12 protein-coding genes and 1 riboswitch are annotated in these 15,232 nt (G+C 44.2%); of the genes, 1 reads left to right on the forward strand and 11 read right to left on the reverse strand.

The annotated features are described in order from the left end of the window. Positions 1–55 precede the first annotated feature (55 nt). Positions 56–664, reverse strand: coding sequence for a succinate dehydrogenase cytochrome b558 subunit (locus D3H55_RS04035; RefSeq protein WP_119545621.1), 609 nt, complete (start codon positions 662–664; stop codon positions 56–58). 506 nt (positions 665–1,170) lie between these two features. Between D3H55_RS04035 and D3H55_RS04040 the strand changes: the two genes are divergently transcribed. Then, on the forward strand, positions 1,171–1,614 hold the full coding sequence (locus tag D3H55_RS04040) for a YslB family protein (protein WP_240628473.1): 444 nt from the start codon (positions 1,171–1,173) through the stop codon (positions 1,612–1,614). A gap of 58 nt (positions 1,615–1,672) precedes the next feature. Here D3H55_RS04040 and D3H55_RS04045 read toward each other — a convergent pair whose 3' ends face one another. The 10 genes from D3H55_RS04045 to D3H55_RS04090 form a co-directional block, all read right to left on the reverse strand. After that, entirely contained in the window at positions 1,673–2,917 is a 1,245-nt protein-coding gene (locus tag D3H55_RS04045; protein ID WP_119545622.1) for an aspartate kinase, read from the reverse strand. A gap of 145 nt (positions 2,918–3,062) precedes the next feature. Further along, positions 3,063–3,241: riboswitch (Lysine riboswitch) on the reverse strand. Positions 3,242–3,647: 406 nt separating this feature from the next. Next, positions 3,648–5,420 (reverse strand): excinuclease ABC subunit UvrC, encoded by a 1,773-nt coding sequence (uvrC, locus tag D3H55_RS04050; RefSeq protein WP_119545623.1) that lies wholly within the window; start codon positions 5,418–5,420, stop codon positions 3,648–3,650. A gap of 424 nt (positions 5,421–5,844) precedes the next feature. Then, positions 5,845–6,159, reverse strand: coding sequence for a thioredoxin (trxA, locus tag D3H55_RS04055; RefSeq protein ID WP_119545624.1), 315 nt, complete (start codon positions 6,157–6,159; stop codon positions 5,845–5,847). 520 nt (positions 6,160–6,679) lie between these two features. Then, positions 6,680–7,660 carry an electron transfer flavoprotein subunit alpha/FixB family protein gene (locus D3H55_RS04060; RefSeq protein WP_119545625.1) on the reverse strand — a complete coding sequence of 327 codons (981 nt, stop codon included), beginning with the start codon at positions 7,658–7,660 and terminating at the stop codon, positions 6,680–6,682. Between the two features lie 198 nt (positions 7,661–7,858). Continuing rightward, positions 7,859–8,632 (reverse strand): electron transfer flavoprotein subunit beta/FixA family protein, encoded by a 774-nt coding sequence (locus D3H55_RS04065; protein ID WP_119545626.1) that lies wholly within the window; start codon positions 8,630–8,632, stop codon positions 7,859–7,861. Positions 8,633–8,740: 108 nt separating this feature from the next. Then, positions 8,741–9,514 carry an enoyl-CoA hydratase gene (locus D3H55_RS04070; protein WP_119545627.1) on the reverse strand — a complete coding sequence of 258 codons (774 nt, stop codon included), beginning with the start codon at positions 9,512–9,514 and terminating at the stop codon, positions 8,741–8,743. A 24-nt stretch (positions 9,515–9,538) separates the two neighbouring features. Further along, positions 9,539–10,126 carry a fatty acid metabolism transcriptional regulator FadR gene (gene fadR, locus D3H55_RS04075; RefSeq protein WP_119545628.1) on the reverse strand — a complete coding sequence of 196 codons (588 nt, stop codon included), beginning with the start codon at positions 10,124–10,126 and terminating at the stop codon, positions 9,539–9,541. 189 nt (positions 10,127–10,315) lie between these two features. Next, positions 10,316–12,013, reverse strand: a complete 1,698-nt coding sequence (locus D3H55_RS04080) for a long-chain-fatty-acid--CoA ligase (protein WP_119545629.1) — start codon at positions 12,011–12,013, stop codon at positions 10,316–10,318. Positions 12,014–12,265: 252 nt separating this feature from the next. Further along, entirely contained in the window at positions 12,266–12,673 is a 408-nt protein-coding gene (locus D3H55_RS04085; RefSeq protein ID WP_119545630.1) for a DUF350 domain-containing protein, read from the reverse strand. Positions 12,674–12,868: 195 nt separating this feature from the next. Then, positions 12,869–15,226, reverse strand: a complete 2,358-nt coding sequence (locus D3H55_RS04090; RefSeq protein WP_119545631.1) for an endonuclease MutS2 — start codon at positions 15,224–15,226, stop codon at positions 12,869–12,871. Between the last annotated feature and the right edge of the window lie 6 nt (positions 15,227–15,232).

The following is a 15,232-nucleotide window of genomic DNA, read 5'->3' on the forward strand; positions in this document are numbered from 1 at the left end:
CTTTTCCTACAAAAATACCTTATTCGAGTCTAGTAATATCTAATAGTGTATCAAATTAAACAAAAGCATATAGTGCTCTGATTCCGACAATGGATAGAGCAACGAAGATTCCGATTGTAACGTAGGTGGCGATTACCTGGGAACGAGGAGAAACCGTGATTCCCCAGCTCACAAGGAAAGACCACAAACCGTTAGCAAAGTGGAAGATAGTTGAGATAACCCCGACAATGTAGAAAGCCATCATAAATGGATTGGACAGGATGTTTTCCATCATTTGAAAGTTAACTTCCGATCCGAAAGCAGCCGCTACCCTTGTTTCCCAAACATGCCACGTGATGAAGATAAGCGTGACAACACCGGATATACGCTGGAGAAGGAACATCCAGTTACGGAAATACCCATACCTGCTTACATTGTTCTTTGCTGTAAAAGCTATATATAAACCATAGATAGCATGAAACAACAATGGAAGAAAGATGATGAACGTTTCTAATACAATCCGGAAAGGTAAACTTTCCATAAAGTGTGCTGCATCATTAAATGCTTCTTCGCCCCGTGTGGCAAAGTGGTTGACTACTAAGTGCTGAATCAAAAAAATCCCAACCGGAATAACACCTAGCAATGAATGAAGCCTGCGATAATTGAACTCTTGATTTCCAGCCAATGATATACCCCCCTTAGTGATGAAAAAATGCATTAAAATAAAAATTCGTCAATACTAATTAAGGTATGAACCTTCTGCAAATTTTCATATTATAACAAAAATGTGACAAGTTCATTTTACTCCCATGTAGCAGGTGCGTCAAGAAAACGGATACACAAATTTTGATGATACCGCAAAAACATTTTAAATATATTGATAATGCTCTTTGCCTCGTCTGACCGCGCAAATAAAGAAAAAATTCACCCTCCCCAAGCATTCCGAATTTATGGGGGAAATTGAAACATTATCCCGGGAAAACATTCCATCTATCCTATTTTTTGAATTACCGATTTATATTTCACCCTTACCTTGTTTATAATAGATTAATAGAAGATTGTTGATGCACTGGAAAATATTTAAAACTGTTTTAATTAATAGGAATATCTTTACTCTTCAGTGGAAAATAATCACATAACAACTCTCTTACTGCGAGCATGGAGAGAGCCTTATAGAAAGAGGGGATTAAATTGGAAAGCAGCAAAGAACAAAAGAATGGGGAAATCGAAGCTCTCCCCCTGTTTGGATATGAACTGATGAGGGACATTCTCCTCCCTGAAATACTTGGAAAACATACAACAGACATCCTGTATTGGGGAGGGAAAGGGATTGCCCGGAAATTCCCGCTGATTTCCTTTGAAGAAATGGAAGCCTTTTTTCTAGAGGCCGGCTGGGGCAACTTGAGCATTACTGAGGACAAAAAAGATGAACGAATCTACACATTGTCGGGACCATTGATTGAAAGAAGACTGTCTCTGAAAACGGATATTTCTTTCAAGATGGAAGCCGGTTTCCTGGCCGAGCAGGTCCAAAACCAAAAAAAGGCCATTACAGAAGCAGCTGAAGAAATCCACAAAAGATCAAAAACGGTAAAAATCATCGTACGCAGTGATTTGAAAGATACCATTGAATGAACCGTGAAACCAAAAAAGCTTCCTGGACCCATGCGGGTCCAGGAAGCTTTTTTCTCCATTATTTAACAGAGACCTTTTGCGGCTGTTCCGCTTTATCCAAGTTGAACTCAGTATGAAGAACTTCCGCAGCCTTCAGCATCTGTGACTCATCAACTACCACAGAAACCTTGATTTCCGAGGTGCTGACCATCTTGATCGGAATATCATGATCAGCCAATACTTCAAACATCTGGGCAGCAACACCTGGATTTGATATCATGCCGGAGCCGACAATGGACACCTTGGAAAGCCCGCTCTCATGTTCAATCGTGGTGAATCCCAGTTCTTTGCGGTTATTCTGCAAAACTTCGATCGCATCCTCCAGGTCCTCCCTCTTAATGGAGAAAGAAAGATTGATGCTCTCCGTCTCAGTTTTGCTCTGAATGATGATGTCGACATTAATGTGATGTTTCGCCAGGGTCGAGAATATCGATGAAAGACTAGTAATTTCATTCCGCAGCCCAAATACCGTCATCCTGATAATTTCTTCTTCAAATGCCACACCTCGAACGATCAAACCTGTTTCCATCGATACTTCCTCCTCAATAATTGTTCCGTCCAGTTTCTCCATGCTGGATCTCACTGATAGCGGGACACCGTAATTTTTGGCAAATTCAACTGCGCGCGGGTGAAGTACGCCAGCACCAAGGTTGGCTAATTCCAGCATTTCATCATAAGCCACCGAAGCAAGTTTCCTTGCGTTTTTCACATAACGGGGATCGGATGTGTATACTCCATCCACATCGGTATAAATATCACATCTTTCCGCTTTAAGAGCAGCAGCAAGTGCAACGGCAGTAGTATCAGAACCGCCTCGTCCCAAAGTCGTAATTTCTCCATTCCCGGCTAACCCCTGGAACCCTGCAACCACTACAATCCTGCTTTCAGAAAGATTGTCTTTTATCTTATCTGTGTTGATATTCGTGATCCGGGCATTTCCATGAATGCTTTCCGTTTCGATTCCTGCCTGCCACCCTGTCATGGATACTGCATCATAACCTGAATCCTGCAGGGCCATAGTCAGCAGGGAAATGGTAATCTGCTCTCCCGTGGTCAGGATCATATCCAGTTCACGTTTGCTGGGCTTGGAAGCCGCTTGGTACGCCAAACCGACGAGACCGTCAGTTGTTTTCCCCATGGCTGAAACGACCACCACTACGTCGTTGCCTTTCTTTTTCTCATCCATCACCCTGCCGGCAGCATTTTTGATTCTGCCGATATCACCTACAGAGGTGCCCCCGAATTTCTGTACTATCAGTCCCACATTCTCGTCCTCATTTCCTATCAGGTTATTGTGCTCTAAGTATAAGTTCAAGAATAACGGTCGAATGCGAAAAACAAACCTCATTAAAAAAGGCAATGAGATGGTTATCTCATTGCCTGTGAAATCGCAAAATTATGCAGGTTCCACGTGAGATAGCTCTCCAAGACTGTTAATCTTGACAATCCTGCATCTCTTAAACACAGAACCAGCGAATGCAGCCATGAGCCCGCTCCCGCTTCGGCGAATTCCCCTTTCAATACCCGTCATAAGAGCCCATACTCCTCGAAGCATCTACTGATGAAAGTCCGCACCTCTATCACCACTTGTATAAAAAGTGATAATTTATAAAATTTTTATTCATTTTAACACAGGAAAAAGCGGGTGACAACCATGAATTTTCTTAACCGCTGTATTCGCGGCGGACTGGTGGAAAAGTTCCTTGGCAATGTTTACTCTTTTAATGTTTGAGTAATGGCTCTTTTACAGCATCTTCCCCGGGTAAATATTCATAGGCTGTTTTCGGATATAATGCTGCTTTTGGAATAATCCAAATACCGGATTTCCTTTGCATTCCAATGGTTTACTCTCGAAAAAGAAAGAGCGGCTGCTTGTCTTTCCTGCTTACCGGGGTTCTACGGCAATTTTAAGGATATTTGAATGACATTAAGTTTACGAAAAAGGGCATCCCAAAACAAAAAACCTTCCCCAAGAGAGGAAGGCTGCACCCTATTTAATCCGTCAGCTTCTCCATGAGTTCTGCAGCCGCTGCCGGAGGAAGTCCCGCGGCGGTCAATTCTTCAAGTGAAGCTTCTTTCATTTTCTTCATTGATCCGAATGTTTTCAGAAGCTGCTTCTTCCTCTTTGGACCTATACCGCTCACTTCATCAAGCATGGAAGAAAAGGCAGTTTTTCCTCGGAGCTGCCTATGGAATGTGATGGCGAATCTGTGGACCTCATCCTGGATTCTTTGAAGAAGGTAGAATTCCTGGCTCCTTTTCTCCAGCGGCACAATCTCAAGCGGGTTTCCATAAAGCAATTCCGATGTCTGGTGCTTATCATCTTTTGCCAGCCCGGCTACAGGAATATCCAGATTCAATTCCAGTTCCAATACTTCCTTTGCAGCACCGATTTGTCCTTTCCCTCCGTCGATGACGATCAAATCCGGAAGCGGAAGTCCTTCTTTCAACACCCTGCTGTACCTTCTTCTAATCACTTCACGCATTGAATCATAATCATCCGGTCCTTTTACAGATTTGATTTTGTACTTCCGGTACTCTTTCTTTTCAGGCTTACCGTCAAGAAAAACAATCATCGCCGATACCGGATCAGTTCCCTGGATATTGGAGTTATCAAACGCTTCAATGCGGTGAGGCGTATAAATGCCCATAGCCTCTCCCAATTTATCAACAGCCAGGATCGTTCTCTCTTCATCTCTTTCAATAAGTGAAAACTTTTCCTTCAGTGCAATCTCAGCATTCTTCCCGGCCAGTTGAACAAGATGCCTTTTCGCCCCTTTTTGCGGACGGGTCGTTTTGACATCAAGAAGTTCTGAGACAATGTCCTCGTTGATATCCTCTGGAAGGTTGATTTCCTTCGGTTTAAAGTGATTGGCCTTTGAATAGAATTGCCCAATGAAAGTCAGGAACTCCTCGGTCGGTTCATCATATATCGGGAACAGTGATACATCCCGTTCAATCAGCTTCCCTTGGCGGATAAAAAATACCTGGACACACATCCAGCCTTTATCCACGGCAAAGCCAAAAATGTCCCTGTCAGTGAAGTCCGTCATGGTCATCGTCTGCTTTTCCATCGTTGCTTCGATATGCTGAATCTGATCCCGGAACTCCTTGGCCCGTTCAAATTCAAGGTTCTCAGCAGCAGCAGCCATCTTTTCGCTCAATTCCTTTTTGATCTCTTTATAACCGCCATTCAAGAAACGGGCAATTTCATCTGTCAGCTTTTTGTATGTTTCAGGTTCCACTTCATTTACGCACGGTGCAAGGCACTGCCCCAGGTGATAGTAAAGGCAGACTCTGTCCGGAAGTTTATCACACTTTCTCAATGGATAAATGCGATCAAGCAGTTTCTTGGTTTCATTCGCTGCCCCCGCATTAGGATATGGACCGAAATATTTGCCTTTGTCTTTCTTGACATTACGCGTGATGATCAGCCTTGGGTGTCTTTCCGCTGTTAGCTTAATAAACGGATAGCTCTTATCATCCTTGAGCATGACATTGTATTTAGGATCATGTTTTTTGATCAAATTCAATTCCAGGATTAACGCTTCCAAATTGGAAGCTGTTACGATATATTCAAAATCCTCGATTTCACCTACAAGCCTCTGGGTCTTCCCGTCATGAGAGCCTGTAAAATAAGATCTTACTCTATTCTTCAACACTTTTGCCTTCCCGACATATATGATTGTTCCCTGCCTGTCTTTCATCAGGTAACAGCCTGGCTGGTCCGGCAGCAGTGCCAGTTTGTTTGAAATGACCTCGTTCATTTACTCTCACCCCCTGTTTCCTGAAAAATGAACGGAATACAGTAAACTTCTTCAATAATCATAGGCAATTAGTCGAATAAGGTCAACTACAGGACAACTGGGAAAAAGATACAATTTCATTAATCACTCCATACTATAATTGAATTCCCGATGTACGTTGCTGGAAATGCAGTCTTCTTCTTTTGAATCATAAAATCTCTTGGTGCTTAGTTAATGATTAAGGATCTTTTCGAAAATTTGCTGCTATTCAATATATATTTCAAATAATTTTCCGAAAGCAACAATATATGCGAAAACAGCCATGATTAAAGAGGTTCACAACCTTACATTAGAACCTCCAGCAGACTATTATTTCTGGCTTTTTAAAGACCTTTCAAACAAACAAAAAAACGAGCCCCTCAGGCCCGTTTTTTGGCTTATTTGATTAAGCGTGTTTGTTCAGTAATTCAGCAAGAGCTTCTTTCGGCTGGAAACCGATAACTTTCTCAACCACTTCGCCGTCTTTAAGAACGACCAAAGTCGGGATGCTCATTACGCCGAAGTTTCCTGCAGTTTCCTGGTTCTCGTCAACATCAACTTTGACGATTTTGACTTTATCTCCCATATCAGCGTCAAGTTCTTCAAGTACCGGCGCAATCATTTTACAAGGTCCGCACCAAGGCGCCCAGAAATCTGCAAGTACTAAACCTGAACCTACTTCATTTTGGAATGTTTGATCTGTAGCATGTGTGATAGCCATTTATATTCGCCTCCAATTATCTTTCAAAGTTACCGTCAGTATATCATCGTTCATTTGATGATGCTATAAATATGCCTCGCAGGTAATTTACCCTGTTTCCCCTTGTTTATTCATGAAGATTCCCACTCCAGATTTGCGATTCAGCGGGGCGGGCAGTATAAAAAGTGAATGCGGCCGTTCAGTTCCGTACAGTCTTGAGGGCTCTCGCATGAGATAATAAACACGGCAAGCGTTTAGCCAATTGACGCAACGCAAGGAGAGATCTTAAATAGAACAGGCGCCGGCCTCTTGAGCTGGACGAGTCCCGCTGATCCCCCCGGATGCCGCACATCTTCCACTCCAATCTACCTTTGAACAAGAAGGTGGATAAAAATATCAGGCCTTCAAATTAAACAAGGAAGACAACAAAACCTAAACTCTGCAATTCAGGCGGGTATATCATAATATTACCTTCTCAAGGTTTTGTGACATCCGCAAAAAAATTTAGCAGCTGCTCTGTATGAACAGCTGCTATCAATCCTTATGAAGAAGAAACTTTTAATTTCTTGAATTCTTCCGTCAGCAAAGGGACAACCTCAAATAAGTCTCCAACGATTCCGTAGTCCGCTACATTGAAAATGTTCGCTTCAGGGTCCTTGTTGATGGCAACAATCACTTTGGAGTTTGACATACCTGCCAAGTGCTGTATCGCCCCTGAAATTCCGCAGGCAATATACAGATCCGGAGTCACCACTTTACCTGTCTGTCCGATCTGCAGTGAGTAGTCGCAGTAATCCGCGTCACACGCGCCGCGGGAAGCTCCCACTGCTCCGCCCAGTACATCAGCCAATTCCTTAAGAGGTTCGAAACCATCTTCACTTTTCACTCCGCGCCCGCCGGCAATGACGACCTTAGCTTCTGACAGGTCCACACCTTCGCTGGCTTTGCGTACAACATCTTTAATGATAGTGCGCAGGTCTTTAATATCCGCTGTTACAGAACTTACATCCCCGCTTCTTGATTCATCCTTTTCAAGCGGATCGATGTTATTCGGACGGATCGTCGCGAAGATCAACCCGTCTGTAACGATTTTCTTTTCAAAGGCTTTACCGGAATAGATTGGACGGGTAAATACAAGGTTGCCGCCTGCTTCTTCCAGGGCTGTAGCATCGGAAATCAATCCTGAACCCAACTTGCTTGCAATTTTAGGCGCAAGGTCTTTCCCTAAAGCTGTATGACCAAAGATGATCCCCTCAGGACTCTCCTGGTCGATGACAGCCATCAGTGCTTGGGAATAACCGTCAGATGTGTACTGCTCCAATTTTTCGTCCTCTACCACAACCACGCGGTCAGCTCCATATTGAACCAGCTCATTACCTAAAGCGCTTACAGAACTGCCCAATAAAACTCCTACCACTTCTCCGCCTTCTGCAACTGTCTTACCAGCAGCAACAGCTTCAAAAGAAACGTTTCTCAATGCATTATCACGTACTTCACCAAGTACCAATACTTTTCTTGCCATGTTAGATTACCTCCTGAGTGAATGATCTGTTGACTGTCTATTTATCAGGCTCTTTTCTAAACTTTGTTACTTTCAATAAGAATTTCGATATGAAAAGAGCTGCTCTCTCTTTTCAATGCAATATCTTTGTATTCAGTGGAAAGTTCCGGCCCTTGGGATTTTTCCGAAAGCAACAATTTATACCAAAAAAACCTCTTATTAAACCACTTTGGCTTGCGTGTGAAGAAGCCCTACAAGTTCTTTTACTTGATCATCAAGCTCGCCTTCCAGAATCCTGCCCGCTTCCTTCTCTGGCGGCAAGAAGATTTCGATTGTTTTAGTTTTTGCCTCAACATCTTCTTCTTCAAGGTCTAAATCATCAATCTCAACTTCGTCCAATGGTTTTTTCTTTGCTTTCATGATACCAGGCAAAGAAGGATATCTTGGCTCATTCAGCCCCTGCTGCGCAGTTACCAATAGAGGAAGAGATGTTTCGATAGTCTCGGAATCACCTTCAACATCGCGGACAACCGTTACTGTGCTGCCGTTGATTTCAAGGTTTGTAATGGTCGTTACGTAAGGGATGTTCAACTGTTCCGCTACACGCGGTCCAACCTGGCCTGATCCGCCGTCAATCGCTACGTTACCGGCAAGGATCAGGTCTGCATCCTTATCCTTCAGATATTCTGCAAGGATCTTGGCAGTGGTGAATTGGTCACCATTCTCAACATCGTCTTCGGTATTGATCAAAACAGCTTTATCCGCTCCCATAGCAAGGGCTGTTCTCAGTTGTTTCTCTCCTTCTTCATCGCCTACTGTTACGACTGTCACTTCACCGCCGTGTTCATCACGTACCTGGATCGCTTCTTCAATCGCATACTCATCGTATGGGTTAATGATGAATTCAGCGCCGTCCTCACTGATTTGTCCGTTGGAAATACTGATTCTTTCTTCAGTATCGAAAGTCCTTTTCATAAGTACATAGATGTTCATTCCTAGTTCCCTCCTAAAATTTCAAACTTTCAATTGGTTGTAAAGATTGAGAATATTTACGGCAAAAAAAATTATCCCCTGGTCCAAAGGGAAGCCGGGATTACCGGCTTACTTACCCTTGAATTCAGGTGTCCGCTTCTCGATGAATGCCTTGATTCCTTCCTGGCCATCCTCCGACATGAAGACATCGCCAAAAAGCTCTGCTTCCCGTTTGACTCCATCATAAAAACGGCCATGCTTGGTATAACTTAAAAGTTCCAAGGCAGCTTTCATAGCGACCGGACTCTTCCTCGCTATGCCGAAAGCCAATTTCTTAGCTTGATCAAGAACTTCTTCGTCAGGGTATGCCCTGTTGGCCAATCCCCACTGAACTGCATCCTTGCCGCTGATTGGTTCACTTGTCAGCAGCATTTCCGCTGCTTTTGCTGAGCCTACAAATTTGGCAAGCCTTTGCGAACCTGCAAACCCGGGGACCAATCCTAACTGAAGTTCCGGAAGACCAAGCTTGGCATTCTCCCCGACAATGCGGATATGGCATCCCATAGCAAGTTCCAGGCCGCCTCCAAGTGCAGCTCCGTGGATGGACGCAATGATTGGTTTAGAAAAGTTCTCCATTCGTTCAAAGAGGTCCTGGCCTCTCTTTGACAGCTTGGAAAAATCTTTACCGCTTTCCACCTTTGTGAATTCTTTAATATCTGCTCCGGCAGAAAAGAACCTTCCCTCGCCGTGCAGCAAAATAACCCTTACTTCATTGTCCGTCTCCAGTTCATCCATCAACCCGTCCAGTTCAATTATCAAGTCACTGGCAAGGGCATTTGCAGGCGGACGCTGAATCGTAACGAGTGCTGTCTGGCTTTCAATTTTGCAACTCAGATACTGCATCTGGATTCCCTCCTACGCAAGTCTTCAGTTCCTGAAACCGCAGCCATTGAGCAGCAGCTTATGTATGGCAGGAACTTGTGATGACAAATCATACTTCTGTTCGTTCATGACCCAGTTGGTCAGCATCTCATCGATAGTGCCAAAGATCATTTGCCGTGCAAGGCGGATATCAAGGTCGGAGGTGAATTCACCTGCTTCGATTCCTTCTGTGAGGATCTTGTCGATGACCAAGAGGTATCCTTTTAACACTTCATTGATTTTCAGGCGGATATCTTTATTGGACTGTCTTAACTCAAGCTGGGTTACAATTGCCAGATGGTGATCTTCCGACAAGATTTTACAATGATTTTCAATCATCACTAATAACTTCTCCGCCGCAGTTCGGTTTCCTGCTATAACTTCTTCAATTTTTCCGACAAACATTCCCATCTTTTCCCGGAAGACGGAGATCAATATATCTTCTTTGTTTTTGAAGTAAAGATAAATGGTCCCATCGGCCACGCCGGCCTGTTTCGCTATTTTCGAAACCTGGGCCTGGTGATATCCATTTTCAGCAATAACCACTACAGCGGCATCGATAATTTGTTTGTATTTCGGTTTGTCTCTTTTCATTTTATGCCCTGCCTCTTAGAAATAATGAATGACTATTCATTCATAATTTTATGATAAATTGCTTTAGAAAAAAAGTCAAGAGGAATATCCTTGTCCCACTTTCCATCAAAAAGAAGGGCCGGATGGCAGCCAAATGGTCTTTTCCCATTTCCAGGATAGTATGAAATTAATCAGTTTCCAAAAACAAAGTCACCCTAGCTTTTCATCTTGGTCTTGAAGCTTATTTCTCTCTTCTTCTACAAGTGCCCTTCTCAGGATTTTTCCTACAGCCGTTTTAGGAAGTTCCTCCCTGAACTCATACAATCTTGGAACCTTATAAGCAGCAAGATGCTTTCTGGCAAAGGCATTAAGGTCTTCTTCACTTATGCTGGAATTTTCCTTGAGGACCACATATGCTTTTACGGTCTCACCACGATACGGATCAGGCACCCCCGCAGCCACAACTTCCTGGACATCGGGATGTTCATAAAGGACCTCTTCAATCTCGCGTGGATAAATGTTAAAACCGCCGGCTATGATCATATCCTTCTTGCGGTCCACTACATAAAAGTATCCTCTCTCGTCCATGTATCCCAGGTCCCCTGTCAGCAGCCAGCCGTCCCTAAGGGTCATTTCAGTCTCTTCAGGCCGGTTCCAGTATCCTTTCATGACCTGCGGACCCTTGACACAAATTTCCCCAATTTCATTTGGAGGCAGTTTCTCCCCTGTCTCCATTGAAAAGACAGCGGCGTCAGTGTCGGGCCAGGGAATGCCTATACTTCCTTTTACTCTTTCCCGATCCCACAGGAAGTTCGAATGAGTGACCGGTGATGATTCGGTGAGTCCGTATCCCTCAACCAGCTTCCCTCCTGTCACTTCCTCAAATCTCTGCTGGACTTCAACCGGAAGCGGAGCAGAACCGCTGATACAGGAATCAATTGAGGACAGGTCATATTTCTTTAACTCAGGATGGTTCAATAATCCGATATAAATGGTAGGGGCTCCGGGAAACAGTGTAGGTTTTTGTTTTTGGATTGTTTTCAGCGTGGTTTCCGCGTCGAACTTCGGAAGCAGCACCATTTTATATCCTTGCATGACAGACAGGATCATAACGGTTGTCATTCCATAAACGTGGAAGAATGGAAGGATACCTAATACTACCTCTTCCCCCTTTTTGCACTTGTAAAGCCAGGCATCACACATTACAGCATTGGAAACAAGGTTTTTATGGGTGAGCATGACCCCCTTAGGAAATCCGGTTGTGCCTCCCGTGTATTGCAGTAAAGCCAGATCTTCCTCGAAATCAAATTCGATTTCAATTGGTTTGCTTTCCGCCGTTTTCATGATGTCTGTAAACAAATGCAGATTATCGGAAGGTTCTACCTTCACGACAATTCCATACTGCTTCTTCTGGATGAAAGGATAAATCAGGTTCTTAGGGAAAGGCAGATAGTCTTTGACAGCGGTTACAATTACATGCTCAAGGGCAGTGTCCTTCATTACTTTTGTGACCCTTGGATAAAGAATATCCAATGTCAGGATGACCTTTGCCCCCGAATCATTCATTTGATACTCAATTTCCCTTTCCATGTAAAGAGGATTGGTCTGGACGACGACACCTCCAGCAAAAAGGGTTCCATAATAGCCAATGACCGACTGGGGTGTATTGGGCAGCATGATTGCTACACGGTCCCCTTTTTCCACACCCAGTGATTTAAGGTGATTGGCAAACTTCAAAGCGGCATCATACAGGTCCCTGTACGTGACTTCCTTGCCCATAAAATGAATCGCAGCCTTATCAGGAAACTGTTCCGCTGCTTTTGTAAGGTAATCCTGCAGGGGTGAAGGAGTATAGTCCAATTCCTTTTTGATTTCTTCAGGATAAAGCTCAAGCCATGGTTTCACCAAAGTATTTCCCCCTTCCGAGAAGTAGTTAGAAAATTTTAATTCTTTATACTATTATAGTATATCTTTACTACTGATACAATTCGAAATCGCTTTTCTCAATTGTTTTACATCCTGTAAATTAAAGAAGAGCGGCTTGGCCGCTCTACCGTTTTGTAACCTTATACAAAGAAGACCAGATAAATAATACCTACAATGATGAACAGGGCACAAAGTCCCAATAACACTTTAGCTAACGTTTCCATTTCTCTCTCCTTATGAGATGCCTGCCCCGATTACATAGGACAGGCCAACTGATATTACAAGGGAAATAAAGCCTACTGCCCGGTTATCGTTCTCGATTTCCTCATCGATTTTAAACTTTGGTGTCAGGAATTCATAAATAAAGTATCCGGACAACAGCAGAATGAAGCCGAATACTCCCCAGCCAATCGTAGTCAGGAGTGTATCATTTTCTGCAATCGAATGCCTGAAGATATTTGCGATCCCGAATATCTTTCCCCCTGTGGCCATAGCTACAGCCATGTTGCCTTTCTTGATTTCTTCCCAGTTCTTATACTTTGTCACAAGCTCAAAAACGGAAAGAAAAAGGATAAGGAACAGCACAACCACACTGTAATTACCTGCTGTCTGAACAAAATCATTTTCCCAAAAGTTCTCCATCCCGAAACTCCCTTTAAAATTGATAAATTAACATTTAAACATATGCTGCTGTTGATATAAGTTTTAAAAAATCCCCTGATCATAATTCACGTCAGATCCTGAGCTCCCCTAAGTGAGACAGCCTCCTTACAGAAGGGGCAGCCGGCTCTCAGGATCTTACCCCCATCGGCATTCCAGACGACCTGCATGAAGCTTTTATTTGAATTCCACGACACTGACACCCGTACCGCCTTCACCGGCTTCTCCCAGACGGACCCGTTTTACGGAACGGTGGTTTTTCAGGTATTCCTGCACTCCCTGTCTAAGGGCGCCGGTCCCTTTACCATGAATGATGGATACTCTTGGATATCCGGCAAGCAGGGCATCATCAATATACTTTTCAACTCTGGATAATGCATTTTCAAAGCGTTCACCGCGGAGATCGAGTTCAAGCCCGACATGAAAATCTTTCCCTTTCACGGTCGCGAGCGGTTTTGTTTCCACTTTCTTCTCTGCTTGAATGAATTGAAGGTCCGATTCTTTCACCTTCATTTTCATGATCCCCATCTGGACCTGCCATTCTTTACTTGAAACCTTTTCAACAAGATGGCCTTTCTGGTCTAACGAGAGGACCTTCACCTCATCACCCGGCTTCAGTTCCCGCTTCTGGCCGGCGTTTGCTTTTTTCGGTTTGCTTCTATTCAGCTCTGGCGCGGCGCCTTCAATCCGCTTCCTCGCCTCGATAAGTTCATGTTCTTTGACCTCGGCGCTTTTTTCAAGTCTCATTTTTCTCAGATCCCGTATGACGCCTTCAGCTTCTTCTTTCGCTTTTTCCACTACCTGGGCTGCTTTTGTTTCAGCCTTTTCATAAAGGCTGTCACGTTTGTCATAGAACTCCATCATTTGCTTCTGCATATCTTTATGCATCTTCTCAGCCTGCTTTAGAAGATCATGCGCTTCATCGTATTCAGCTTCTGCATCTTTCCTGCTTTTCTCAAGGGAAGCAATCATATTTTCAATTTCTTTGCTATCTGTACCTATGTGTGATTTAGCGCGCTGAATCACTCTGTCCGAAAGTCCCAGCCTCTTGGATATTTCGAAGGCATTGCTCCGCCCCGGAACACCGATCAGCAATTTATACGTTGGGCTCAGTGTTTCAACATCAAACTCCACACTCGCATTGATGACACCTTCACGATTATATCCATAGGCTTTCAATTCAGGATAATGGGTGGTGGCTACAACCTTTGCCCCCCGCTGGTGTACCTCATCCAGAATGGAAATCGCAAGGGCTGCTCCTTCCTGGGGATCTGTCCCCGCCCCCAGTTCATCAAACAGCACCAGGCTTTCATGATCTACCTTCCCGAGAATATCCACTATGTTCACCATGTGGGAAGAGAAGGTACTTAAACTCTGCTCGATCGACTGCTCGTCACCAATATCTGCGTAAACATTTTGGAACACACCCATTTCAGAACCGTCAAGTGCCGGAATCTGCAATCCGGATTGGGCCATCAGCGTCAAAAGCCCGATCGTTTTCAAGGTCACCGTCTTACCGCCTGTGTTGGGGCCTGTAATCACAATGGAACTGAAATCCTTTCCGAGTTCAATATCATTGGCTACTGCTTCCTCGATTGAGAGCATAGGATGGCGCGCCCTGTTAAGCTTCAAGACCTGGTCGCCATTCATTTCCGGTTTCGTTCCTTTAATGGACTTTCCGTATTTTGCCTTGGTGAACATGAAATCGATATCAGCCAGGATGGATACAATCAGCAGCAGGTCTTCTGAAGAAGCACTTACTTCCACCGTCAGTTCTGTCAGGATTCTTTCAATTTCCTGTCCTTCCTTCAGCTTGAGTTCACGCAATGCATTATTCAGTGAAACAATGACTTCAGGTTCAATGAACAGTGTCTGGCCGGATGAGGACTGATCATGGATGATTCCTCCGTAATTACCTCGGTATTCCTGCTTTACAGGGATGACATACCGGTCATTCCTGATGGTGATGATCGCATCCGACAGCATTTTCTGTGCATTGCTGGAACGGATCATTCTTTCCAGCTTCTCCCGGATACGCCCTTCATTCGCCCTGATCTGCGAGCGGATCTGCCTTAATGCGTCGCTTGCTGAATCAAGGATCGCACCATTCTCATCCACCACTGCTTTGATTTTGTGCTCGAGAGGTGTCAATACAGCCATCTCACTGACTTTTCCTGTAAGGATCGGCAGCTCGATTTCTTCCTCTTCCAATTCTTCCATAAACAGCCTGAACTTCCTGCTTGCCCGGATGGTGCTGGCTGTTTGTACAAACTCTTGGGGACTAAGCATTCCCCCTATTGTCGCGCGTTTGACCGCAGGCCGGATATCAAATATCCCGCCGAGCGGCGCATGCCCTTTAATGCGCAGAATATTGGCAGCTTCGTCCGTCTCTTCCTGCAATTCAATGACTTCTTCGAGCGTAAGGGAAGGCTGAAGGGCATCCACCCTTGCCCTTCCGAGTGCAGAAGCAGCAAACCCTGCAAGAAGCTCTTTCACTTTATTGAATTCCAGCGTCCTTAATACTTTATCATTCACGGAGTA

It is taken from the genome of Bacillus salacetis, assembly GCF_003581585.1.
GTDB lineage: Bacteria > Bacillota > Bacilli > Bacillales > Bacillaceae_B > Rossellomorea > Rossellomorea salacetis.

What these genes read in the sequence shown, in the direction of transcription:
- fadR (WP_119545628.1), bottom strand. Translation starts at nt 10,126, where the DNA reads ATGAAAAGAGACAAACCGAAATACAAACAAATTATCGATGCCGCTGTA.
- D3H55_RS04085 (WP_119545630.1), bottom strand. Translation starts at nt 12,673, where the DNA reads ATGGAGAACTTTTGGGAAAATGATTTTGTTCAGACAGCAGGTAATTAC.
- trxA (WP_119545624.1), bottom strand. Translation starts at nt 6,159, where the DNA reads ATGGCTATCACACATGCTACAGATCAAACATTCCAAAATGAAGTAGGT.
- D3H55_RS04060 (WP_119545625.1), bottom strand. Translation starts at nt 7,660, where the DNA reads ATGGCAAGAAAAGTATTGGTACTTGGTGAAGTACGTGATAATGCATTG.
- uvrC (WP_119545623.1), bottom strand. Translation starts at nt 5,420, where the DNA reads ATGAACGAGGTCATTTCAAACAAACTGGCACTGCTGCCGGACCAGCCA.
- D3H55_RS04070 (WP_119545627.1), bottom strand. Translation starts at nt 9,514, where the DNA reads ATGCAGTATCTGAGTTGCAAAATTGAAAGCCAGACAGCACTCGTTACG.
- D3H55_RS04065 (WP_119545626.1), bottom strand. Translation starts at nt 8,632, where the DNA reads ATGAACATCTATGTACTTATGAAAAGGACTTTCGATACTGAAGAAAGA.